The following is a 23,994-nucleotide window of genomic DNA, read 5'->3' as shown; positions in this document are numbered from 1 at the left end:
ACCGCGTGCCCGCAGGTCACCACCCGCCCCGGCGGGGCAGTCCGGTTGTCTCCGGACCACCGGCCGGTGGGGACCGTCAGTGGCGGAGGACCGCCGAGACGTACGGGGTTCGGGACAGGAGCTCGCTCGCGGAGCGATCGGCGAGGCCGGTGAGGGGCCCGGCCAGGACGGTGAACGACAGACCGAGCGCGACCATGGCGCAGGTGGCGAGAAGCATCGGCGCGGGGAGGGCCGCCGTGGTGGTGATGGGCCGCCCGCTGAGGGACGCGGCGTGGGCGGCCCCGGCGGGCAGCGGCACGGCGGTCGCCCCGGAGTCCTCCCCGGGCGACGGGGGCGACGGGGGCGCGGGTGCCGGCCCCGAGCCGCCCTCCTCCGCGTCGGCGGAGTCCTCGTCGGATTCCAGGACGGTGCCGTCCTCGCACAGATCGGGCGGGGCGGCACGCCAAAAGGCCAGGTTCCAGACCTTGGCCAACGCGTACAGCGTCAGCAGGCTGGTGACGATGCCGCCCGCGACCAGGACGTACGCCCAGCCGCCCCCGTTGGCGATGCCGGCGCGCAGCAGGCCGAGTTTGCCGAGGAAACCGGACAGCGGCGGAATACCGGCGAGGTTCATGGCGGGGACGAAGAAGACGACGGCGAGCAGCGGCGAGATCCGGGCCAGGCCGCCCAGCCGCAGCAGATCCGTCGTGCCGCCGCGCCGTTCGATCAGCCCCGCGACGAGGAAGAGCGTGGTCTGCACGGTGATGTGGTGGGCCACGTAGAAGACGGAGCCCGCGATGCCGCCGCGTGAGGCGAGCGCGATACCGAAGACCATGTACCCGATGTGGCTGACCAGTGTGAAGGACAGCAGCCGCTTGAGGTCGGTCTGGGCGACCGCGCCCAGGATGCCGATCACCATCGACAGCAGGGCGACCAGCATCAGCGGGTCGGCGAGCCGCCCGCCGGGGAACAGCAGCGTCTGGGTCCGCAGTATCGAGTAGACGCCGACCTTGGTGAGCAGACCGGCGAAGACGGCGGTGACCGGCGCGGGCGCGGTCGGGTACGAGTCCGGCAGCCACGCCGCCAGCGGGAAGACGGCGGCCTTGATGCCGAAGACGGTCAGCAGCGCCAGTTGCAGCAGCAGCCGTACGCCGGAGGGCAGTTCGGCCAGCCGCCCGGCGAGCAGCGCCAGATTCACCGTCCCGGCCGCCGCGTAGACCATCCCGATCGCGACGAGGAACAGCACCGACGACAGCAGCGACACCACCACGTACGTGGCGCCCGCCCGCATGCGGGCCGCCGTACCGCCGAGCGTCAACAGCACATAGCTGCTGGTCAGCATGATCTCGAAGCCGACGTAGAGGTTGAACAGGTCGCCCGCGAGGAAGGTGTCGCAGACCCCGGCGACCAGGATCAGATACGCCGGGTGGAAGACGGACAGCGGTGTCGCCGCGTCCTGGTCGGCCATGCCCTGGCCGATCGAGTAGATCAGCACGCACAGCGTGACCGCGGCCGACACCACCAGCATCAGCCCGGACAGCCGGTCGGCGACCAGTGTGATGCCGACCGACGCGGGCCAGGTGCCGGTGTGCATGACCTGCGGCCCGTCCCGGTCGGCGGCCACCAGCAGGGCGAGCGACGCGCCGAGCACCGCGCACAGCACGCCCGCGCTGATGAACCGCTGCGTACGCGGCAGCCGTTGGCCGATCGCCAGCTTCACCCCGGCCGCGAGCAGCGGCAGCGCCACCGGCAGCGGCAGCAGGTCGGACGCGGTCACCGGTCGGCCCCCAGTACGTGGTCCCAGACCTCGTCGTCGAGGTCCTCGGTCTCCTCCGCGCGGGCCTGCCGCACCCGGTCCGCCCGCAGCACGGCCCGCAACTCCGCCCGCGTGCCCTCGTGTTCGGCGCGCAGCGCGATCCGGATGTCCTCGACGTCGTCCTGCACGTCGTCGTTCCCCGACAACTGCCAGCTCCGGTACGCCATCGCCAGCAGGAACGCCGTCAGCGCCAGCGTGATGACGATCGCGGTGAGCGCCATCGCCTGCGGCAGCGGGTCGGTGACGTCCTTCGGGTCGGTGCCCGGATACAGCAGCGGCGGCTTCCCCGCCTTGCCCGACGTGGCGAGCACCAGCAGATTCGCCCCGTTGCCGAGCAGCACCGCGCCCAGCAGGATCCGGGTCAGCGGTCTGGACATCAGCAGCGCGGTGCCGCAGCCGAACAGCACACCGCCCACCGCGATGAGCGCGATCGTCGCCTTCACGTGACCTCCCTCTCCCCGCGGCCGTCCCGTTCGATCTGGAGGTCGATCTCGGCGCCCAGGCCGCGCAGCACGTCCAGGACGACGCCGAGCACCAGCAGGTAGACCCCGAAGTCGAAGAGCACCGGGCTCGCCAGATGGACCGAGCCGAACAGCGGCAGCCGCGCGTGGTACGTGCCCGCGTCGAGCACCGCGCGCCCGAACACCAGCCCGCCCAGGCCCGTACCGACCGACACGACCAGGCCCGCGCCCAGCAGGAAACCGGCATCCACCGGGGCCGCGGCGGCCAACTCGTACCGCCCGCCCGCCAGATAGCGCACCACCAGCGCCAGGCCCGCGACGAGCCCGGCCGTGAAGCCGCCGCCGGGCAGATTCTCCGCGCTGAACAGCAGGTAGAGGGAGAGCACCAGGATCGGGTGGAAGGTCAGCCGGGCCACCACCTCGAAGACCACCGAGCGGCGCTCCTGCGCGAGGGTGCCGCTCGCGGACAGCCAGGTCCGCTCGGGGGCCAGTGACGCCGGGCCCGGCGCCTCGCGCGGCCCCGCCCGCCATACGGTGCCCGGCTCCTCGCCGTCCGCTGCCCGTGGCAGCGAGCCCGCGCGGCGGCGCAGGAACAGCAGACTCGTCACGCCGACCGCGGCGACCGCCAGCACCGCGGACTCGCCCATCGTGTCCCAGGCGCGCAGATCCACCAGGATCGTCGCCACCACGTTCTTCACGCCGTCGTGCTCGGTCGCCTCGATCAGCGCGGCGCGGGCGTCGCTCGCCCGGCGGGCCGCCGCCGTCAGATACGTCAGGCCCGCGACGAGGGCGCCCGCGGCGGCGCCCACCGCGTAGTTCGCCGCGCGGCGGCGCGGGGCGGTGCGCGGGAAGCGCGCCGGTAGGCGGCGCAGCACCAGCACGAACACCACGATGCTGGCCGTCTCCACGGTGAACTGCGTCAGGGCCAGGTCGGGGGCGCCCTGGAGCACGAACAGCACCGCCGTGCCGTAGCCCGTGGTGCCCGCCAGCACCACCGCCTTCATCCGCAGCCGGGCCGTCACGCACAGCACCGCCGCCGCCATCACCGCGACCGCCACGGCGGCCTGCGCCGCGTCGTCCGCCAGGCGGGGGCCGCCGCCGGGGGTGTGCCAGGGGGCGTCGTGGACCAGGGCGTACGACTCGGTGCCGGTGAACACGAGGAGGGCGGTGGTCAAGTAGACCGCGAGGGAGCCGCGTTGCACCGTGCCGGTGAGCTGGAGGGCGAACCATTCGGTGCCGCGGATCATGCGGGCGAAGGCCGCTTCGGCGGTGGGGAGGGCCGTTTTCCGGGCGAGCCGGATCAGGGGGGTGTTCGCCGCGAAGAGGGCTGCGCCCAGGGCCCAGGCGACCAGGGACAGGGCCAGGGGGGTGCCCCAGCCGTGCCACAGCGCCAGGTGGTACGGCGTGGCGCCGTCCGCTTCCGGTACGGAGTGGGCGTACTGCCCGAGCAGCGGTTCGAGGTGGGTGACGTAGGGGCCGAGGACCGTCCCGGCGAGTGCCAGCGTTCCTACGGGCACCGCCTTTTCCCAGCCCTTCAGGTGTGCGCCTGCCGTGTGTGCGCGGGTTGTGTGTGCGCTGGCCGTGCGTGGGCTGGCCGTGTGTGCGCCTGCCGTGTGTGCGCGGGTCGGTCCCGGGCCGGGGTACCTCCTCGAGCTGCGTGCTGCCTGCTCCTGCGCATCCGTCGCCGCCCTGTCGGCACGCAAATCTGCGGGGGCACCCCGGCCCGTCCCCTCCGGTGCGTCGGCGGCTGCGGGGGGAGGGGCGGCAGGGGGCTTCGGTGCGTCGGGGGTCGCGGGGGGAGGGGCGGCAGGGGGCTTCGCCGTGGCTCTTCCTCCGAAGGCGCCCCACAGGAAGCGCAGGGTGTATGCGACGGTCAGGGCGGAGCCGAGGACGGACAGGGAGAGGGGGAGGGGGGTCAGGGCGTCGAAGGCGGCTTCTTTGGCGGGGAAGCCGAGGAAGGGGGGGAGGCCGGTCATGGAGGCGGCGGCGAGGGTGGCGGCGGCGCACAGGAGGGGGGAGGTGCGGGCCAGGCCCGACAGGCGGCGGATGTCGCGGGTGCCGGTGGTCTGGTCGACGGCGCCGACGACGAGGAAGAGGGCGGCCTTGAAGAGGGCGTGGGCGAACAGGAGGGTGACTCCGGCGAGAGCGGCGGTGTGGGAGCCGGTGCCGACCAGGGCGGTGAGGAAGCCGAGTTGGCTGACGGTGCCGTAGGCGAGGATCCGTTTGAGGTCGAATTCGCGCAGGGCGCGCCATCCGCCGAGGAGCATGGTGGCCAGGCCGAGGCCGACGGTGAGGGCGCGCCAGGGGCCGACGGGGGCGAAGGCGGGGGAGAGGCGGGCGACGAGATAGACACCGGCCTTCACCATGGCCGCCGCGTGCAGGTAGGCGCTGACGGGGGTGGGCGCGGCCATCGCGCCGGGCAGCCACAGGCTGAAGGGCCACACGGCGGACTTGGACAGGGCGCCCGCGAGGACCAGGACGAGGGCGACGCGTACGGCGGGACCGGTGGCGGGCGGGTGGGCGATCAGCGCGGACAGCCGGTAGGTGCCCGCGAGGTGGCCGAGCATCAGCAGCCCGACGAGCATGGCGAGGCCGCCCGCGGTGGTGACCACCAGGGCCTGGAGGGCGGAGCGCCGGTTGGCCTTCTTCTCGGCGCTGTGGCCGATCAGCAGGAAGGACAGGACGGTGGTCAGCTCCCAGAAGACGTACAGGAGCATCAGGTCGTCGGCCAGGACGAGGCCGAGCATGGCGCCCGCGAAGGCGGTCAGGGTGCCCGCGAAGCCGCCGAGTCCCGGCTCGTCGTCGCGGAAGTACCCGGCGCAGTAGACCAGGACGAGGGCGCCGACGCCGCCCGCGAGGACGGCGAGCAGCAGGCTCAGCGCGTCGAGGCGCAGCGCGATCTCCAGGTCGAGGGCGGGCGCCCAGTGCCAGGTCTGTTCCCGGACCCGGCCGTCCGCGACCGCGTTCCACTGGAGGGCCGCCCAGACGGCGGTCGCGGCGGGCGCGGCGGCGAGCACGAGGAAGGCCCGGCGGCCCCACCACCGCGTGAACACCCCCGCGAAACCCGCCAGCACGAAATGACCCACGATCAGCCCCAGCACGGGCCGACCTTCCTCCGCCCGCCCCGCCCCGTACGCCTGCCGCGCCCGCCGCCGCCCAGGACCACCCGTGCGGAGCACACCGGCGGGCACACGGAGAAGGCCCCCCGCTCGCGCGGAGGGCCTTCTGGGCAAGTGCGCCGCCAGGGACTCGAACCCCGGACCCGCTGATTAAGAGTCAGCTGCTCTAACCAACTGAGCTAGCGGCGCTTGCGGGGACCATCATACGTGGTCGGAGGGGGTGGTCTCGACCACCCCCTCCGACCATCCCCTCCGCCCGGTGGGTCAGCCGGTCACCTCAGGCCGAAGGCCCTGATGATCTCCTGGCTCACCGAGCCGCCCGCGCCGTCGGACGCGCTCGCCTTCAGCGACACGGAGCCGCCGGGGTCGCGCGGAGTCCGGATCAGCGTCGTCCAGTGGCCCTTGCGGTCCTTGATCAGCAGCGTCGGCAGCCAGGTCCTGCCGTCGTCGTAGGAGACCGACAGCTTCGCCGAGGCCGCCTTCGTCGCGCCGACCAGCCACTCCTGCGTGGTGGACCCCAGACCGACCGGGATCAGCCGGCCGCCGGGCACATCGCCCGCGGTGTCGGTGGGCACGTCGTAGTCGAGCTGGAGCAGCTTGACGTCGTCCTGGCCGACGCCCTCGGGCAGCGGCCCCGAGACGAAGTTCCACTCGGTGTGCGTACGGATCGAGGTCCGCCACTCCTTGGCGTCCCGCGCCGAGTCGAGCACCAGCCGGTAGGGCAGCTTCTTCGCGGGCTGGTCCCAGATGCCGCCCGCCCGGCCGACTCCCTGGGCGACGAGGGTGTCGCCCTGGTAGGCGGCGTAGGTGGTGCGGCCGTCGTACTCGTCGGCGGGCATGTCGCCCGAGTGGCCCGCGCCGCCGTCCGTCCACGGCGTGATGTTGAACTGGATGTCGTTGTACGACGAGCGGTTCGGCCCCCAGAAGGCGGAGCCGAGGCGCGGCCGGAAGATCCCGCCGAACCAGGAGACCGCGTACGAACGGCCCGGTGTGAACGAGTCGTTGCCGCCGCGCTCCTCCAGGAGCTGGTTGCTGTAGTCCGCGTCGTAGACGGAGTGGTCCTCGTACCAGAATCCGGCGCCGTGCTCGGGCGAGACGTACTCGGTACGGGTGCCCGGGTAGGACTCCTGCTCGGCGAAACCGATGCCGTAGCCCCAGGCGGGGATGTCATAGCGGAAGCCGGCGCCCGCGCGGGCGCGGTCGCCGTTGTAGGTGGCGGTGACCTTGGCCAGGTCGCGCCTGGGGTCGGGGGTGTAGGCCAGGGAGCGGTCAGGGATGGTGCCGTCGTGCTGGTCGAGCAGGTCGTAGACGACCCGGGTGTACTCGCGCTGTTCGACGCTCAGCGAGAGCTTGCCGCCCTTGGCGTCGGCGACGAGCTTCGCGCCCGCGCCCTGCTGGACGGAGACCACGGTCAGCGGCGTGTCCTGGTAGCCGTTGTCGGGGTCGGCGTAGGACTCCAGCAGCCTGCCGCGGCCGTCGTTGACGACGATCAGCAGCTTCGCGCCCGCGGCGGTCGCCGCCGCGGCCCGCTGGACCGGCGTGACGGCGTCGGAGCGCTCGACCACCACGACCTTGCCCCTGGCGTCCAGACCCCGGTAGCCGGCCGCGCCGCCCTGCCCGGCGTAGACCGCGCGGAGCGTGCCCTTGCCGTCGGTGACGGTGGCGCCGGGCTGCGGGGTGGTGTCCAGGTCCTGCCCGCGCCCGGTGACGGCGACCTGCCGCTCGCCGAGCCGCCAGCGGGTCAGGAAGTCGAAGGTGCCGTTGCCGACCTTGGCCGTCGGCGACGCGTACAGCGTGTCGTACGTCAGCGGCAGGACCGCCGCGTCACGGACGACCTCGCCGTCGGCGAAGGTGCGGGCGATGTCCACGTGGAGCTGCCGCGTCTGGGTCCGCTGACCCGGCACGGCCGCGCTGACCTTGCGCGCCTTGCTCGCGTCGAGCGTGACGGTGGTGTCCTTGCTGAGCACCGTCTCCGGGTTGATCAGCACGGCCAGGCCCAGCGAGTCCGGGGCGTCGCCTGCCACGTCGATCTCCGCGTACGCCATGTACGTGCCGGGCGCCAGCCGCAGCGTGCGCTCGCCGTCGACCGCGACCGGCGACGGGTTGGGGTTGCCCTCCTGCGCCAGCACGACGGTGCCCGCGGCGGGCTTTCCGTCCCGGCCGCGCAGCTTGACTGTGTAGTCGTACAGCTCCTGTTCCTTCTCCAGCGCGAAGCCGGTGTGCGCGACGATGTGTCCGGTCGCCGCGTCGGTCGCCAGTACCTGGCCGGAGAAGGTGGTCGCCGACGGCACCCCGGCCGGGTCGAGCGTCAGTGTGACGTCCGCGCTGCCGCCCGCGGCGACGGTGACGGACGGCGCCGACAGCGTGTACGCCGGGTCCTTGGTGTCCGTCGCCAGATCCAGCGTGACCGGGGCCTTGCCGCTGTTGCGGTACGTGATCACGCGGGTGGCCGGGGCCGCGCCGTCGTGCGGCCAGGAGTAAACGGCCGTGTCGACCGAACCGGTGGCCTGGACCGGTGAGTCGACCGCGGCCAGTACGTCGACCCGGCCGGTGCCCTGCTCGAACGGCGTGTAGTCGGCGAGCACCTTGGACGTGCTCATCAGCGCGTCCTTGAGCCGCGCCGCGGTCCAGTCGGGGTGCCGCTGCTTGAGGATCGCGGCGGCGCCCGCCACGTGCGGGGTGGCCATCGACGTGCCGGACATCGTCTGGTAGCCGCCGCCGGGCATCGCCGCGGTGATGTCGACGCCGGGCGCCGACAGGTCCGGCTTGAGTCCGTAACCGCCGCTCAGCGGGCCCATGCTGGAGAAGTCGGCGCGCTGGTCTGACTTGTCGACGGCGGCCACGGTCAGCGCGTCGCGCGCCGAGCCGGGGGCGCCGATGGTGCCCGCGCCGTAGGAGTTGCCCGCGGCGATCACGTACAGCGGACCGCCGTTCGCCGACAGGGAGTTGACGGCCTGGGCCATCGGGTCGGTGCCGTCGTCGGGTATCGGGGAGCCGAGGCTCATGCTCACCACGTCGGCGCCCTGGGCCTTGGCCCACTCCATGCCCGCGATGATCCAGGAGTCCTGGCCCTCGCCCTCGTTCGAGAGCACCTTGCCGACCAGCAGCTTCGCGCCCGGCGCGACGCCCTTGTAACTGCCGTCGGAGGCCGCGCCGCTGCCCGCGATGGTGGAGGCGACGTGCGTGCCGTGGCCGTTGCCGTCGGTGACGGCCTGGCCGGGCACGAAGCTCTGCTCGGTGGCGATCCGGTCCTTCAGGTCGGGGTGGGTGTCGTCCACGCCGGTGTCCAGGACGGCGACCTTCTCGCCCGCGCCGTCGTAGCCCTCGGCCCACGCCTGCGGCGCGTTGATCTGCGGCACCGAGTCCTTGAGGTCGGCCGTCACCCGGCCGTCGAGCCACAGCTTGTCGATGCCGGTGGCGCCGTTGAGCGAACGGGCGTTGCCCGCCGGGCCCGCCAGGCCGGTCCAGAAGGCGCGGGACCGCTTCTTGTCGGCCTTCAGGGCCGCGCCGCCGATGCTCGGCAGCGTCCGTACGGTGCTCGCGCCGGCCGGAGCCGCGGGCTGTGACCGTGCCGTGCGGGCGGCGTCGGTCCAGGTGGCGATCAGCGGCAGGCCGGCGCTGTGCGCGTCGTCGTAGCCCATCGCGGCCAGGGCGGACACGTCGAACAGCCGCCGGTCCAGCTTCCCCGCGGCCAGCAGCGGCTCCGCCTCGTCGGGAATGACGTACGTGTCACCGCCGTACTGCTGGATCCGTACGATCCCCCGCGCTCCGGGCGCGCGGTCGACGGTGACGGTGTCCTGCTTGCCGGGGCCGTCGGCGATGTGCACGACATCGCCGGTGAGCAGGGTGACGGTGGTCGAGGTGGCGGAGGGGGTGGAGTTGGCTGACGAGGGCGCGGACCGCGGGGCCGCCGCGGGGGTCGCCGCGGCGGCGGGGCCCGTGGGCAGCAGGAGTGCGGTACCGAGGGCGAGCACGGTGGTGCCCGCCGGTACGGTGATCCGGCGTCGAGTCGAAGTCATGCACATGATCTACCGGCCGTACGCCCGCCACCGCACGGATCGGCGGTGGCGCGATTCCGCCTGGCGGCAATCCGCCGCCGCTTTGAGCCCGGCCCCGACCATCGGGTACGATCTCCCACGTCAGCAGGCGCCGCTAGCTCAGTTGGTTAGAGCAGCTGACTCTTAATCAGCGGGTCCGGGGTTCGAGTCCCTGGCGGCGCACATGCCCACGAAGGCCCTCCGTACACGCGGGGGGCCTTTGTCGTACCGAACCTTTGTCGTACCGAACGCTCGCCGTGCCGGGTCTTCGCCGTGCCGGGCTTTCGTCGTGCCGAGCCTGTGCCGTGGCGGATCAGATGCTGAAGGAGAGCAGGACCGGGGCCGCGCGGGTGTGGAGGGTGTCCACGGCGGGCTTGAGGCGGTGGGCCTGGGCGTACGGCATCGACAGCGCGAGGCAGGCGACCGTCTTGCCGATGGTGACCGGGATCGCGGCGCAGACGGTGCCGACCGCGTATTCCTGGAGGTCGAGCGTGGGCACCGAGGTCGGCTGGCGTTCGAGCTTGGTCAGCAGGACGCGGTCGTCCACGACGGTGCGCGAGGTCAGCCGGGCCGGGCGGTGCCGCGAGAGGTGTTCCATCCGGCCGTCGTGGTCGAGCTGCGAGAGCAGGCACTTGCCGACCGCGCTGGCGTGGGCGGAGGAGCGGAAGTCCACCCACTCGTTGACCTTCGGCGCGTTGGGGCCGTCGGCGAAGTCGATGACGTGCACCTCGCCGTCGTCGTACCGGCTGAAGTAGACGGCCGCGCCCACTTCGTCGCGCAGTTCGGCCAGGACCGTCTGGAGCTTCTCCGCGAGGGCGTGGTCGCGGTTGGCGGCGCCGAGGAGCACCATGGACTCGCCGATGACATATCCGCCGCCGGGCAGAAATCCGAGATAACGCTCGCGGCGCAGCATTGCCAGCAGATGGGAGAGATAGTCCAGCGGCACACCGATTTCGCGGGCCAACTGTTCGGCGGTGACGCCGTGCCGATGGGTGTCGACGGATTCGAGCACGCGCAGCGCGTACTGGACCGCGTACACCGGCTCGATCTGTCGGTGTTCAAGCGCCACGGTAGCCCCCTGCAGGTATGACCGTTTGCGTCCTGGCTGTCGCCGCCGGTCACGGACGGGTATCCGAGACGACCGGACCCGGCGGCTGGGCCGGTCTCCACGATAGCCCCAATCCCGTTTCAGGTAGAGGCGGTTGGCCGGTTATCCGGGGCTCTTCAAGCGTATATGCAGGACGGGGCCACCCTGGCATATGCCGACGTCATTACCCGAAAAGGAAACGGCGGGGGAACCGTACAATCCGCGCCCGGGAATAACCGGACGCGGGCTCCGGTTGTCGGTCGGGCAGGGGTGGGGCAGACATGGGCACGGAGACGATCGAGGAGGCGCCCGCCGTGGGTGACGAACGACAGGGCGAACAGCAGGGCGAACGAACGGACGGGCGGTCCGCTACGGACGGCCGGTCCCGTACGGACGGCCGGGACGGCGACACCGGTACGCTCCGCGGCCGGGGCATCCGCGGCCCGGTCCGCGGCACCGCCCCCGTACCGCTGTCCGTACTGGATCTGGCCACCGTCGGCAGCGGCTTCACCGCCACCGACGCGCTGCGCACCAGCGTCGAGATCGCCAGGACCGCGGAGACCCGCGGCTACCACCGGATGTGGGTGGCCGAGCACCACTCGATGCCGGGCGTCGCCAGCTCCTCGCCCGCGGTGATCCTCGCCCACCTCGCCGCCCACACCCGCACGCTGCGGCTCGGCTCCGGCGGGGTGATGCTGCCCAACCACGCGCCGCTGGTGATCGCCGAGCAGTTCGGCACCCTGGAGGCGCTGGCCCCCGGCCGGATCGACCTCGGTCTCGGCCGCGCGCCCGGCACCGACGGCGCGACGGCCGCCGCGCTGCGCCGCACCGACCGGCTGCACGAGGGCGCGGACGAATTCCCGCAGCAGCTCGCGGAGTTGACCCGGTTCCTGGACGACGACTTCCCCGACGGGCACCGCTACGCGCGCATTCACGCCATTCCCGGCCCGGTGCAGGGCACGGCGCCCGGCGGCGTCCAGTCGGCGGGCCGCCCGAGCGTGTGGCTGCTGGGCTCCTCCGGCTTCAGCGCGCGACTGGCGGGCACGCTCGGCCTGCCGTTCTCCTTCGCGCACCACTTCTCGGCCGCCAACACCGTTCCCGCGCTGGCCCTTTACCGCGAGTCCTTCCGGCCCTCGGAGATCCTGGACCGCCCCTACGCCTCGATCGGCGTCGCCGCGCTGGCCGCCGACGACCCGGCCGAGGCGCGCCGCCAGGTGCTCTCCGGCGCGCTGAGCATGCTGCGGCTGCGTACCGGACGCCCCGGCCTGGTGCCGACGCCCCAGGAGGCCGAGGCATACGAATTCAGCCCGGCGGAACGGGACTTCGTGGACTCGTGGCTGGTGAACATCATCCACGGCGACCCGGACACGGTGCGTACCGGACTCGACCAGCTCGTGGACCGCACCGGCGCCGACGAGTTGGTGATCACCGCCAACGCGCACACGCCGTCGGTCCGGCTGCGTTCCTACGACCTCATCGCGGACGCGTACGGCTTCCCGAAGGACATCGCGACGGCCTCCGCCGAGGCCCCGTCGGGTGTCTCCTCCGAGGTCGCCGCCGGTTAAAGACTCATTTCCGGCCGGTGCGTGGTCCAACGTCGCGCGACGGCCCCTGACCAGCCTTAAGTCAGCGTTAAAGCCGCTTGTCACCCGGTTGACGAGCGGCTTTGCCGTTGTCGCGGAACGCTACCGGCCGGTCGCCTTCCGCAGGATTGGTCTAGTCCAAGTCTGGTTCAGACCATTGACGTGCACTTGACGAGGGGTTATCCATTCACCAGCCCCCTGTTGTTCCTCCCTCTCCCCCCGGAGGTACTCGTGCAGTCCAGGAAGAGAGCGATCGTGGCAGCCGTCACGACCGCCGCCCTCACCGCCGGAGCGCTCACCGCGCTCGTCGCCGGAGTGGGCACAGCCCAGGCGGACACCACCGCCGCCGTCAAGCCCGCGGCCGCCGCCGCGAGCAGCGGCGGCGTGAAGATCGCCTATTACGACCAGTGGAGCGTGTACGGCAACGCCTACTACCCGAAGAACCTCGACACGTCGGGGGTGGCGGGCAAACTCGACATCCTCAACTACTCGTTCGAGAACATCGACCCCTCGAACCTGACCTGTTTCGAGGCCACCAAGGCGTCGGACTCCACGAACGAGTCCAACCCCAACGCCGGTGACGGCGCGGGCGACTCCTTCGCCGACTACCAGAAGTCGTTCGGCGCGGACATCAGCGTGGACGGTGTCGCCGATACCTGGAACCAGCCGATCGTCGGCAACTTCAACCAGCTCAAGAAGCTGAAGGCGAAGCACCCCAACCTGAAGATCGTCGCCTCGATCGGCGGCTGGACCTACTCCAAGTACTTCTCCGACGTGGCGGCCACGGACGCCAGCCGGAAGAAGTTCGTCAGCTCCTGCATCGACATGTTCATCAAGGGCAATCTGCCCGTGCAGGGCGGCTACGGCGGCCCCGGCAGCGGTGCCGGGATCTTCGACGGCTTCGACATCGACTGGGAGTACCCCGGCTCGCCCAACGGCCACGTGGGCAACCACTACAGCCCCAACGACAAGGCCAACTTCACCGCGCTGCTCGCGGAGTTCCGCACCGAGCTGAACGCGTACGGCACGGCCAACGGCAACAAGAAGATGCTGCTGACCGCCGCGCTCCCGGCCGGCCAGGACAAGATCGCGCAGATCGAGACCAACAAGGTCGGGCAGTACCTCGACTACGCGAACATCATGACGTACGACATGCACGGAGCCTGGGACGCGACCGGTCCGACCAACCTCCAGGACCCGCTGTATCAGTCGCCGACCGACCCGTCCACGGCGATCCCGCCGGGCACCGAGAAGTACAGCACCGATCACGCCATCAACGCGTGGATCAACGGTAATTCGGCCTACGGCATCGCGGGCGGCTTCCCGTCCACGAAGATCACCATGGGCTACCCGCTGTACTACCGCGGCTGGACCGGCGTACCCGCGGGCAGCAACCACGGCCTGTACCAGTCCGCTTCGGGCCCCGCCCCGGCGCGCGGCATCAGCCAGGTCGCGGGCACCGCGTACTACAAGGAGCTCACCGGGCTCGTGGACAACGCCTCCACGACGTTCTACGACCCGAGCACCCAGGCCAACTGGTTCTACAACGGGACCGAGTTCTGGACCGGCCTCGGCGCCCAGGCGATCCAGGCCAAGGCGGACTACGCGCACTGCCACAACCTGGCCGGCTCGATGATGTACTCGCTGCTCGACCTCGATCCCGCCGCCACCCTCTTCAACAAGATCGTGACGGCGACCAACGGGTCCGCGTCCGGCTGCGGCACGACCACCACGCCGCCGACCACCCCGCCGACCACGCCTCCCACCACCCCGCCGACGACGCCCCCCACGACGCCGCCGACGACCCCGCCCACCACGCCTCCGACCACCCCGCCGGGCGGCACCTGCACCCTGCCGTCCTGGTCCGCCTCCGCGGTCTACGTCGGTGGCAACCAGGTCTCCTGGAAGGGCCACAAGTGGAACGCCAAGTGGTGGACCACCAATGAGGAGCCCGGTACGACCGGGGAATGGGGCGTGTGGCAGGACCTCGGGGCCTGCTGACGCGGCTCACCTCCTGACCGCATGACCCGGGGCCCGCGTCCTTTCTCCCCCCAAGGACGCGGGCCCCTTCCGCGTGCCGCCGTCGCGCGGCGCGTGCCGCCCCGGTCCGCGCGGCGCGTACCGCCCCGGTCCCGCGGCGCGTGCCGCCTCAGTCCAGCAGCGCGGAGATCGCCGCCGCCGCCACGGGGCGCGAGTAGTGCCAGCCCTGGCCCGTGTCGCAGCCGATCCGCCGCAGGCGCTCCGCCTGCTCCGCGTTCTCCACGCACTCCGCCGTCACCGTCAGGCCGAGCCGGTGGGCCAGTTCGACCAGCGCCTCGACGATCGTCTCGTCGGCCGGGTTGGGGTGTTCCGCGGAGCGGAAGCCCTGCACGAAGGAGCCGTCCAGCTTCAGGGCCGAGACCGGGAGGCGGCTCATGTAGGCGAGGTTGGAGTAACCGGTGCCGAAGTCGTCGATGGCGATCCGTACGCCCATCTCGTCCAGGGCGTGCAGCGCCTGGAGGGGACGGCCGGCGGAGCCCATCACGGCGGACTCGGTGAGTTCCAACTGGAGCAGCCGCGGCGGCAGACCGGTGTCGGCGAGGATCGCGGCGACGTCGGCGACCAGGTCGGAGTCCCAGACCTGGCGTACGGCCACGTTGACACTGACCACCAACGGCGCCTCGGGGTGGGCCAGTTGCCAGGCGCGGGCCTGGCGGCAGGACTCGGCGAGCACCCAGCGGCCGAGCTGGACGATGGAGCCGTCCTCCTCGGCGAGACCGATGAAGCGGTTGGGCGCCAGCCGCCCGAAGTGCGGGTGCTCCCAGCGCACCAGTGCCTCGACACCGCGCAGCTCGCCCGAGTCGAGGGCGACCAACGGCTGGTAGTCCAGGACGAATTCGCCGCGCTCGACGGCCTGCCGCAGCGTACGGGACAGGGCCTGACGGGTCATCCGGTGCTCGTTGCGCTCCGGGTCGAAGAGCGTCCAGCGCGCCTTGCCGTCGGCCTTGGCCCAGTACAGCGTGGTGTCGGCGGCCTGCATCAGACCGGTGGCCGACGTGCCCGCCGCCTCCCGTTCGACCACGCCGATGCTGGCGGAGACCGCGAGCCGGTGGCCGCCCACGTCGAACGGCGGCTGGAGCGCGGCCAGTACGGCCTCGGCCAGATCCGTCGCCTGCCCCGTACCGGTGGAGTCCCGTACCAGCAGGGCGAATTCGTCGCCGCCGAGCCGCGCCACCAGGTGCCCGCCGGGCTCGGCGCAGGCCAGCAGGCGGCGGCCCACGGCGGCCAGCAGTTCGTCGCCGACACGGTGGCCGAGCGTGTCGTTGACCGCCTTGAAGCCGTCCAGGTCCAGATAGCACAGGCCGATCCGGCCGGTACGGCTGCCGTGGTCGCCGACGGCGGCCGACAGCCGCTCGAAGAACAGCGCGCGGTTGGGCAGTCTGCTGACCGGGTCGTGCATGCGCAGGTGCCGCAGCTCCTCGCGCAGGGTGTCCCGCTCGCCGACGTCCTCGACGGACAGCAGCAGCGGGCGCGCGCCGGTGCGCGAGAGCGTGATCTCGGCGTGCACGGTGCTGCCGTCCGGCCGGGTGATGCCGCGCGTGCAGCGCAGCCGTTCGCGGCGGCCGGTGAGCACGTCGTGGAAGGCGGCGCGGGCGTGCCGGTCGCCGCTCAGGCCGAGGAGCGCGGCGGCGCCCGTGGCGCTCATCCGCTCGGGCGAGGCGCCCAGCAGCGCGCCGAGCGCGCCGTTGGCCTCCAGGACCGTGCCGTCGGGGGCGAGCAGCGCCATCGCGGTCTGGGCGATGGCGAAGGCGGCCCGGTAGTCGCGCAGGTCGGCGTCGCCCGGCCGCGCGGCCGTACTTCCCTGCCCCGCCGTCCGTCCGGCCGGCTGCGGTTCCGCGCCGCCGGAGTGTGGGGCAGAGGTGTGACTGTGCGTGATGACTTGTGCTGTGCTTTCGGGCTCGACACCTGGGCCGCCCGAGGGTCCGCCCATGGCCCGCTCCCCGCTTCGCGCTCGTCTCGATCGCGATCATATGGGCTGGCGGAGTTGGTGTTCCAGCGCCCTGGTGGTGATTCTCCGCACGTGTGCTGACGGATCGACCGAACGTGTCCGAACGGATCGCTCATGTGATCGCATCCCCGGGGACATTACGCACCGTAGTGACCGCTGTGCGATGCCCGTACGCCTCCCGCACACCGCCCGGCTGGAGCAGTCGGACAGGACATATCGTCACATTCCATAGCAATGTGGGGGAGGTGTCCCGAACGGGTTCACGAATCCTCCCCGGAGGTCCATGTGCGGCGGTCAGCCAGCTCGTCAGGCTCCTCAGGCGTCTCGATAGGCGTACCGCCCCGCGCGCGGCGGCGTGTCCTGCGCTCCGCCGCGGCGGCGCTCAGCGTCTTCAGCGCCGTGGTCGCCTGGACGCTGACGACCGGCCCCGCCGCGTCCGCCGCCGTCGGCAGCGCCTGCCTCCTGCCGCGCACCGGCGCCCACCACTCCGAGGGCGTCGACACCTGGGAGAGCGGCTACGCCCGGCCGACCGGCCACATGAAGGCCCTCATGGTCTTCCTCGACTTCCCCGGCACCGCGCCCGACCTCACCACCCAGCAGGTCGCCGCCGACCACTTCCCGGCCACCACCCGCTTCTTCGACCGCGCCTCGTACGGCCGCTTCGACCTCGGCGTCCACCCCGTCACCCGCTGGCTGCGCATGCCGCGCCCGGCCACCGACTACGCGATCAGCCGCGACTGGAACGCCGCCGACCGCACCGCCTACCTGCGCGACGCCATCGCCGCCGCCGACCCGGTGGTCGACTTCCACGGCTACGACGTCGTCTACCTCGTCGCTGACCCCGACGCGCCCGGCGTCGACTCCGACGCCACCAAGGTCGTCAACCTCTCCACCCCGATCACCGTCGACGGCACCCCGCTGCGCCGGCTCGTCACCGTCTTCGAACGGCACCCGCCGGACCGCAACGTGCTCGCCCACGAGACCGGCCACGTCTTCGACCTGCCCGACCTGTACTACCGGCCGCCCGCGGGCAGCAACGCCGACTGGGACACCCACGTCGGCGACTGGGACCTGATGGGCAGCCAGTTCGGCCTCGCGCCCGACCCCTTCGCCTGGCACAAGTGGAAGCTCGGCTGGATCACCTCCGACCAGGTCGGCTGCGTCACCCGCGCGGGCACCACCTACCAGGACCTCAGCCCCGACGAGACCCCCGGCGGCACCAAGCTGATCGTCGTACGCACCGGGCCCGACACCGCCCTCGCCATCGAGGCGCGCACCGCCACCGGCAACGACCACGCCGCCTGCCGCCAGGGCGTCCTGCTCTACAAGGTGCGCTCCGACATCGAGTCGGGCGACGGACCCATCACGGTGATCGACGGCCACCCGCACACCTCCGCGTGCCGGGCCACCTCCGTCTACCCGCCGCTGGCCGACGCGCCGCTGGGCGTGGGGGAGTCCTACGCCGTACCCGACGGCTCCACCCGCGTGACGGTCTCCGCCCACAATTCGGACGGCACCTGGACGGTCAAGATCGTCGAGGGGTCGCCCGTCGGCGACGACACCGGCCACAGGAGCTAACGCCATGGCCTCCACCAAGGGGTCTGGACCGCGCCGCCCGGCCACGACGGGGTCGGGGCCGCGCCGGCTGACCCGGACCGGACTGCGCTGCACCGCGCTCTTCGCGCTCGGGCTGCTCGCCGTCGGCAGCACCGTCTCCGCGGGCCCGCGCACCGCCGCGCTCAACGCCTCGCCGCCGCCCGCCGCCCGGCCCTGCGCCCTGCGGGCCGTCCCCGGCGTCGCCATGTCCGAGGGCTTCCCCGACAGCTCCAGCCGCGGCCCCAACGCCGAATTCGCCCCCTCCACCGGCACCCTGCACGCCCTGACCCTGCTGATCGACTTCCCCGACGCGCCCGCCCAGTACAGCGCCGCCGACCGCTACGGCGAGTTCTTCCCCGCCGTCAAGAAGTGGTACGCCGTCAGCTCGTACGGCCGCCTCGACTACGAGTCCACGCCGGTGCTGCGCTACATACGGATGCCGCGGCCCTTCAGCGCGTACGGGATCGGCCGCGGCTACGGCTGGGACGCCCACACCGAGATGATGCGCGACCTGCTCAAGGTCGCCGACCACTCCATCGACTTCCGCGGCTACGACCTGGTCAACATCCTCGTCACCCCCAACGCGGGCCCGCCCGCCGACGAGGCGGTGCTCTCGGTCACCTGGACCGGCGCGTCCGCCGCGACCACCGACGACGGCGCCCACCTCGACAAGGTCTCCCTCATCTACGGCCACGACCAGTCGGGCCCGCGCGTCCTCAGCCACGAGAACGGCCACGCGCTCGGCCTGCCCGACCTCTACGCCGCCGACGACTTCCCGCGCACCGACACGCTCGCCGGGCAGTGGGACAGCATGTCCCTCGACTGGGGACTGCAGGGCGACCTGTTCGCCTGGCACAAGTGGAAGCTCGGCTGGCTCGACGACAGCCAGATCGCCTGCGTCACCGGCCGCACCGACACGACCTACGAACTCGGCGCCGTCGAGATCCCCGGCGGACGCAAAGCCGTCGTGATCCCGTACAGCCGCACCGGGGTCTTCGTCCTGGAGGCCAGACAGCAGCTCGGCAACGACAAGGACGCGTGCCGCGCGGGCGTGCTCGCCTACAGGGTCCGCACCGACGTCGACTCGGGCAAGGGCCCGGTGACCGTCGTGGACGCCCATCCCCGCACCTCCGCCTGCGACTTCAGCAGCGGCGCCTTCAACTCCCTGAACGACGCGCCCTTCAGCGTCGGCGAGGGCTCCACCGACAAGGCGTCCGGGCTGACCTTCAAGGTGCTGGGAAGGACAGCGGCGGGCGCGTGGAAGATCCACGTCACCCGCCGCTGATCAGGCGTCAGAGACCGTACTCAGTCCAGCAGTTCGGCGTTGAGCGTGATCGTCGTGCCCGCGAGCGCCTTGCTGACCGGGCAGTTCTCCTTGGCGCCCTGCGCCGCCGCCTCGAAGTCACCGGCGGAGATGCCGGGGACACGCGCCTTCACCGTCAAGACGATGCCGGTGATGCCCTCACCCGGCTGGAAGGTCACGTCGGCCTGCGTCTGCACCGACTCGGGCGGGGTGCCCGCGCCCGCCAGACCGTGCGAGAGCGCCATCGAGAAGCAGGAGGAGTGGGCCGCAGCGATCAGCTCCTCGGGGCTGGTCTTGCCGTTCGCCTCCTCCGCGCGGGAGGCCCACGTCACGTCGTACGAGCCGACGCCCGAGGTGTCCAGCGAGACGGTCCCGGCGCCGCCCATCAGCGGGCCCTTCCACTGGGTCGTCGCGGTGCGGGTGGTTGCCATGGTGAAGCCTCCAAGAGGTACCGACGGATGGCGGGAACGCCTCCTGAACGCTACCTCGCGCGCGCCCCGATCAGCGCGCGGGGAAGCTGTATGTCCAGCCCTGCGCGTCGAGCCTGTCCAGCAGCCGCGACAGCGCCCGCACCGTCTGGGCGCGGTCGCCGCCGCCGTCGTGCATCAGCACGATGGAGCCGGGGCGCAGTTGACGGTCGATGTTCGCCAGCACCTTGGCGGTGCCGGGCCGCTCCCAGTCGCGGGAGTCCACCGTCCAGCCCAGCGGGCGCAGCCCGTGGCCGGCGGCGATGTGACGGATCGTCGGGGTGAAGTCGCCGCCGGGCGCCCGGTAGTACCAGAGCTTCGCGCCGGCGCCCGCGGCCTTGGTTATCTCGCGCTGCGCGTCGACTATCTCGTGCGTGTTGTACGCCGCGGACCTGCTGCTCTGCCGCTCGTTGTGGTGCACGGAGTGGTCGCACAGCCGGTGGCCCGCCGTGGTGATCTGCCGGACCAGGTCGGGGTGGGCGGCGGCGTTGGGGCCGATCTCGCAGAAGGTCGCCTTCGCGTGGTGCGCGGCCAGCAGCGCCAGGACCTGCGGGGTCCAGCGCGGGTCGGGGCCGTCGTCGAAGGTCAGCGCGACGGACCTGCCGCCGTCCTCGGTGGAGTGCTGGATCGACTCGCCGGCCGGGGCGCCGGTGGCGGGGCTCCCCGAGGGGTCGGCGGGACCGGCCGAGGGGTCCAGGGGCCCGGTCGGCTGCCCGGGGACCGTCTGCGACGGGACGGTCCCGGACGGATCGGTGGGCACGGGACCCGTCTGCGCCGGACCGGTCGGTGCGGGACCGTTCTGACCGGGACCCGGTCCGGACGGCTGCGAGCCGGACGGATCGCCCGGCGGAGAGGTCCGCTGGGACGGGATGCCCGCGGCCGGGCCGGACGCCTCACCCGACGCGGCCGAGGAGGGTGCGCGCGACGAGGCCCGCGCGTCGTCCGCCCCGCTCGCCGCTGCCCCGCCGTGCTGTGTGCCGCACGCCGCGAGCGCGGTCCCGGCGAGCGCCGCGGTGGCCACCGCGGCGGCGGTCCGCCGTACGGCCGTGCGGCTCAACATCCCAGATCGTCCGGTTTTGTACGTCATGCGGACCACCGTAAACATGCTCCGAACGGGTGATGCAAGGCCCCCCGCCCCGCGCCCGGCCCCGGGGAACCCGCCCCGCGCCCCCGCGAATCCGGCCGCGCACCCCCCGCGACCCGCCGCGCGGCACGGTCAGCGGCGACGTACCAACGGGAAAGGCAGCGTCTCACGGATCGTCCGCCCCGTGAGGAACATCACCAGCCGGTCCACCCCGATCCCCAGCCCGCCGGTCGGCGGCATCGCGTACTCCAGCGCCGTCAGGAAGTCCTCGTCCAGCTCCATCGCCTCCGGGTCGCCGCCCGCCGCCAGCAGCGACTGCCGGGTCAGCCGGGCCCGCTGCTCCACCGGATCGGTCAGCTCGGTGTACGCCGTGCCCAGCTCCGTGCCGTACGCCACCAGGTCCCAGCGCTCGGCCAGCCGCGGATCGGTGCGGTGCTGCCTGGTCAGCGGCGAGACCTCGGCCGGGAAGTCCTTGTAGAAGCACGGCGTGGTGGTGCGCTCCTCCACCAGCCGCTCGTACATCTCCAGCGCCACGTCGGCCGGCCCGTCCTCCGGGCCGTACGGCACCCCCGCCCGGTCGCACAGCGCGCGCAGCCGCGCCAGCGGCGTCCCCGCGTCGACCTCCTCGCCCAGCGCCAGCGAGATCGCCCCGAACACCGTCCGCACCGGCCACCGCCCCGACAGGTCGACCTCCGCGCCGTCCGGCCGCCGGGCGGTCTGCCCGCCGTTCGCCGCGACGGCCGCCGCCTGGATCAGCTCCCGCGCCAGATCGAGCATCACGTCGTAGTCCGCGAACGCCTGATACGCCTCCAGCATCGTGAACTCGGGGTTGTGCTTGTACGACACACCCTCGTTGCGGAAGGTCCTGCCCAGCTCGAAGACCCGCTCCACCCCGCCGACGCACAGCCGCTTCAGATACAGCTCGGGCGCGATCCGCAGATACAGGTCGAGGTCGTAGGCGTTGATGTGCGTGGTGAACGGGCGGGCGTTCGCGCCGCCGTGCACCGGCTGGAGCATCGGCGTCTCGACCTCCAGGAAGCCGCGGTCGGCCAGCGTCGTACGGACCGCGCCGACGGCCGCGCTGCGGGCGGTGAGCAGGGACCGCGCCTCGGGGGAGACCACCAGCGCCAGATAGCGCTGCCGCACCCGCGCCTCCGGGTCGGTCAGGCCGCGGCGCTTGTCCGGCAGCGGGTGCAGGCACTTGCCGGTCAGCGTCCAGGAGTGCGCCTCCGCGGTCGGCTCACCGCCGCGGCTGACCGTCATCGCCCCCTCGACCCGGAGCAGGTCGCCGAGGTCCACGCCCGACTCGAACTCCCGCAGACCGTCCCGTCCGAGACGATCCCTGGTCAGCATGATCTGGAGGTCGCCCGACCAGTCCCGCAGCGTCACGAAGACGACCCCGCCGTGGTCGCGCACCCGCAGCACCCGGCCCGCGACCGCCACCGCGCTGCCCGCCCCCGCCGTACGCGCCACCGCCAGCGTGTGCGTCGGCCCCGCGCTCACCGGATACGGGTCGACGCCGTCGCGCCGCATCCCCTCGACCTTGGCCAGGCGCACACGGACCTGCTCGGCGGGGCCGTGCGGGTCCGCGGGGGCGTGACGGCCGCGCTCGGCCGCGGCGGCCGTCACGCTCGCCGTCGTCATCCCCGCCGCCGTACCGCCCACCACGCCCGCCGTCGCACCGGCCACCGCCGTACCACCCACCGCTCCCGTACCGCCCGCCGCGGACCGGCGGCGGCGCCGGAAGCGCAGGCTCGGGAGTTCCACGAAACCCTCGGCGATGCCCGAGGCCAGGCCGATCCTGGCCATGTCCTTGCCGTCGGCGTAACACAGGTACCGCGGGTACCAGTGCGGCTGGTACTTCACGTTCGAGCGGTACATCGCCTCCAGCTGCCACCAGCGGGAGAAGAACAGCAACAGCCGCCGCCACATCCGCAGGACGGGCCCCGCGCCGATCCGGGCGCCCTCCTCGAAAGCGGACCTGAACACCGCGAAGTTCAGCGAGACCCGCCGGACACCCAGCGCGCCCGCGCCCGCGGCCAGCTCGGTGACCATGAACTCCATGATCCCGTTGGGCGCCGTACGGTCCCGCCGCATCACGTCGAGCGACACCCCGTCGTGCCCCCACGGCACGAACGACAGCAGCGCGGTCACCCGCCCCTTGTCGTCCAGCGCCTCCACCAGCAGGCACTCGCCGTCCGCCGGGTCGCCGAGCCGCCCCAGCGCCATCGAGAAGCCGCGCTCGGTGTCGGTGTCCCGCCAGGCGTCCGCCAACCGTTCGACCTCCCGCAGCTCCTCGGGCGACAGGTCGTGGTGCCGCCGGATGCGGGTGGTCGCCCCGGTCCGCCGCACCCGGTGCACCGCCTGCCGGATACCGCGCATCTCGCGGCCCGCCAGGTCGAAGTCCGTCACGTCGAGAATCGCCTCGTCGCCCAGCTCCAGCGCGCCGAGCCCCGCCCGCGCGTACGCCTTCGCGCCCTCCTCGCCCGCGCCCATCACCGCCGGCACCCAGCCGTACGCCCCCGCGTGCGCCAGCCACGCGTCGATCGCCGGACCCCACGCCTCCGGGTCGCCCAGCGGATCACCGCTGGCCAGACAGACCCCCACCTCCACCCGGAACGTCACCGCGGACTTGCCGCTCGGCGAGAACACCACCGACTTGTCGCGCCGCGTCGCGAAGTAGCCCAACGAGTCCTTGTCCCCGTACCGCGCCAGCAGCGCCCGGATACGGTCCTCGTCGTCCCCCCGCAGCGCCGCCTCCATCCGCTGCGACCTGAACAGCGCCGCCGCCGCGCACAGCAGGGCCGCCGCGCCGAACAGGCCGAGCCAGAAATTCGTCCAGTACGGCGGCCTGCCGATGTCCGGCAGGTCGTTCACCCCGCCGACCACCTTGTTGACCGCCCACCGCAGCCGGTTCCCGCCCTCCAGCGTCCCCGGGAACAGCGTCAGCAGCCCCCACCCCAGCAGCACCCCGATCGCCAGCCCGCACACCAGCACCAGCAGCGCCCGCCAGAACGCCCCCTTGCGCACCCGCGCCGAGAACTCGCCCCGCGCGGCGATCACCGCGCCCAGCACCGTGCCCGTGATCAGCAGCGCCGGGATCGCGCTCCAGTCGCGCACCGCGATCAGCACCAGATTCGCCACCACGGTCAGACCGAGGAAGACCGCCACGATCCAGTACGCCACCCGTTTGCGGGCCGCCATCGCGCCGCCCAGCAGCACCAGGAACGCCGCGTACGCCAGATTCGGCGACGCCGGCACCGTCAGGATCTCCACCCACCGGCGCACCGGGTCCAGCAGGGGCCGCAACGGGGAGACGACGGCCAGGGTGGCGCAGAACAGGGCCAGAATCCCGAAGAATTCTCCGAACCAGCCCGGAATCCTGGGCGCCACCCGCCCCCACGCCACCTTCCCGGGCATCGGCTCCGCCTCTCCTCCCACGCACCTGGCGCCTTCAGCTTTCCCCAACCCGGC

13 protein-coding genes and 2 tRNA genes are annotated in these 23,994 nt (G+C 72.6%); 5 read left to right on the top strand and 10 right to left on the bottom strand.

Translation table 11 applies throughout. The features are described 5' to 3' along the window. Positions 1–76: 76 nt before the first annotated feature. The 5 genes from ACIP4Z_RS03940 to ACIP4Z_RS03920 all read right to left on the bottom strand — a co-directional run bounded on the left by ACIP4Z_RS03940 (position 77) and on the right by ACIP4Z_RS03920 (position 9,394). On the bottom strand, positions 77–1,756 hold the full coding sequence (locus ACIP4Z_RS03940) for a Na+/H+ antiporter subunit D (RefSeq protein ID WP_391163933.1): 1,680 nt from the start codon (positions 1,754–1,756) through the stop codon (positions 77–79). Beyond that, the gene (locus tag ACIP4Z_RS03935; protein ID WP_355343203.1) at positions 1,753–2,238 is read right to left on the bottom strand and encodes a Na(+)/H(+) antiporter subunit C; all 486 of its coding nucleotides are present in this window, start codon (positions 2,236–2,238) and stop codon (positions 1,753–1,755) included. Before ACIP4Z_RS03935 ends, ACIP4Z_RS03940 begins: the two co-directional genes overlap by 4 nt. Further along, positions 2,235–5,357, bottom strand: a complete 3,123-nt coding sequence (locus tag ACIP4Z_RS03930; RefSeq protein WP_401304870.1) for a Na+/H+ antiporter subunit A — start codon at positions 5,355–5,357, stop codon at positions 2,235–2,237. The genes ACIP4Z_RS03935 and ACIP4Z_RS03930 overlap by 4 nt, the downstream gene beginning before the upstream one ends. Before the next feature lie 133 nt (positions 5,358–5,490). Beyond that, positions 5,491–5,564 (bottom strand) — tRNA-Lys (locus ACIP4Z_RS03925). 83 nt (positions 5,565–5,647) lie between these two features. After that, entirely contained in the window at positions 5,648–9,394 is a 3,747-nt protein-coding gene (locus ACIP4Z_RS03920; RefSeq protein ID WP_401304868.1) for a S8 family peptidase, read from the bottom strand. A gap of 127 nt (positions 9,395–9,521) precedes the next feature. Here ACIP4Z_RS03920 and ACIP4Z_RS03915 point away from each other — a divergent pair. Further along, positions 9,522–9,595, top strand: a tRNA-Lys gene (locus tag ACIP4Z_RS03915). A 130-nt stretch (positions 9,596–9,725) separates the two neighbouring features. Here the strand turns inward: ACIP4Z_RS03915 and ACIP4Z_RS03910 are convergent. Then, positions 9,726–10,481, bottom strand: coding sequence for an IclR family transcriptional regulator C-terminal domain-containing protein (locus ACIP4Z_RS03910; protein WP_355343212.1), 756 nt, complete (start codon positions 10,479–10,481; stop codon positions 9,726–9,728). Positions 10,482–10,780: 299 nt separating this feature from the next. Between ACIP4Z_RS03910 and ACIP4Z_RS03905 the strand changes: the two genes are divergently transcribed. Continuing rightward, the gene (locus tag ACIP4Z_RS03905; RefSeq protein WP_355343215.1) at positions 10,781–12,064 is read left to right on the top strand and encodes an LLM class flavin-dependent oxidoreductase; all 1,284 of its coding nucleotides are present in this window, start codon (positions 10,781–10,783) and stop codon (positions 12,062–12,064) included. Between the two features lie 270 nt (positions 12,065–12,334). Further along, positions 12,335–14,083, top strand: coding sequence for a glycosyl hydrolase family 18 protein (locus ACIP4Z_RS03900; protein ID WP_401305050.1), 1,749 nt, complete (start codon positions 12,335–12,337; stop codon positions 14,081–14,083). A gap of 148 nt (positions 14,084–14,231) precedes the next feature. Here the strand turns inward: ACIP4Z_RS03900 and ACIP4Z_RS03895 are convergent, their stop codons facing one another. Then, positions 14,232–16,052 carry a putative bifunctional diguanylate cyclase/phosphodiesterase gene (locus tag ACIP4Z_RS03895; protein WP_401304866.1) on the bottom strand — a complete coding sequence of 607 codons (1,821 nt, stop codon included), beginning with the start codon at positions 16,050–16,052 and terminating at the stop codon, positions 14,232–14,234. A 252-nt stretch (positions 16,053–16,304) separates the two neighbouring features. Between ACIP4Z_RS03895 and ACIP4Z_RS03890 the strand changes: the two genes are divergently transcribed. Both ACIP4Z_RS03890 and ACIP4Z_RS03885 read left to right on the top strand, forming a co-directional pair. Then, positions 16,305–17,648 carry a M6 family metalloprotease domain-containing protein gene (locus ACIP4Z_RS03890; RefSeq protein ID WP_401304864.1) on the top strand — a complete coding sequence of 448 codons (1,344 nt, stop codon included), beginning with the start codon at positions 16,305–16,307 and terminating at the stop codon, positions 17,646–17,648. 4 nt (positions 17,649–17,652) lie between these two features. Further along, the gene (locus tag ACIP4Z_RS03885) at positions 17,653–18,951 is read left to right on the top strand and encodes a M6 family metalloprotease domain-containing protein (protein ID WP_401304863.1); all 1,299 of its coding nucleotides are present in this window, start codon (positions 17,653–17,655) and stop codon (positions 18,949–18,951) included. Between the two features lie 20 nt (positions 18,952–18,971). Here ACIP4Z_RS03885 and ACIP4Z_RS03880 read toward each other — a convergent pair whose 3' ends face one another. The 3 genes from ACIP4Z_RS03880 to lysX all read right to left on the bottom strand — a co-directional run bounded on the left by ACIP4Z_RS03880 (position 18,972) and on the right by lysX (position 23,940). Then, positions 18,972–19,400 (bottom strand): OsmC family protein, encoded by a 429-nt coding sequence (locus ACIP4Z_RS03880; RefSeq protein WP_355343227.1) that lies wholly within the window; start codon positions 19,398–19,400, stop codon positions 18,972–18,974. Positions 19,401–19,470: 70 nt separating this feature from the next. Then, positions 19,471–20,523, bottom strand: a complete 1,053-nt coding sequence (locus ACIP4Z_RS03875; RefSeq protein WP_401304860.1) for a polysaccharide deacetylase family protein — start codon at positions 20,521–20,523, stop codon at positions 19,471–19,473. A gap of 129 nt (positions 20,524–20,652) precedes the next feature. Further along, a complete protein-coding gene (gene lysX, locus ACIP4Z_RS03870) occupies positions 20,653–23,940 on the bottom strand; it encodes a bifunctional lysylphosphatidylglycerol synthetase/lysine--tRNA ligase LysX (RefSeq protein ID WP_401304858.1) in 3,288 nt (1,095 codons plus the stop codon). Positions 23,941–23,994 lie beyond the last annotated feature (54 nt).

Origin of the sequence: Streptomyces sp. NPDC088910, assembly GCF_044749865.1 — a bacterium.
In the GTDB taxonomy this organism is placed as follows: domain Bacteria; phylum Actinomycetota; class Actinomycetes; order Streptomycetales; family Streptomycetaceae; genus Actinacidiphila.
This window is presented reverse-complemented; position numbering and strand designations above follow the sequence as displayed.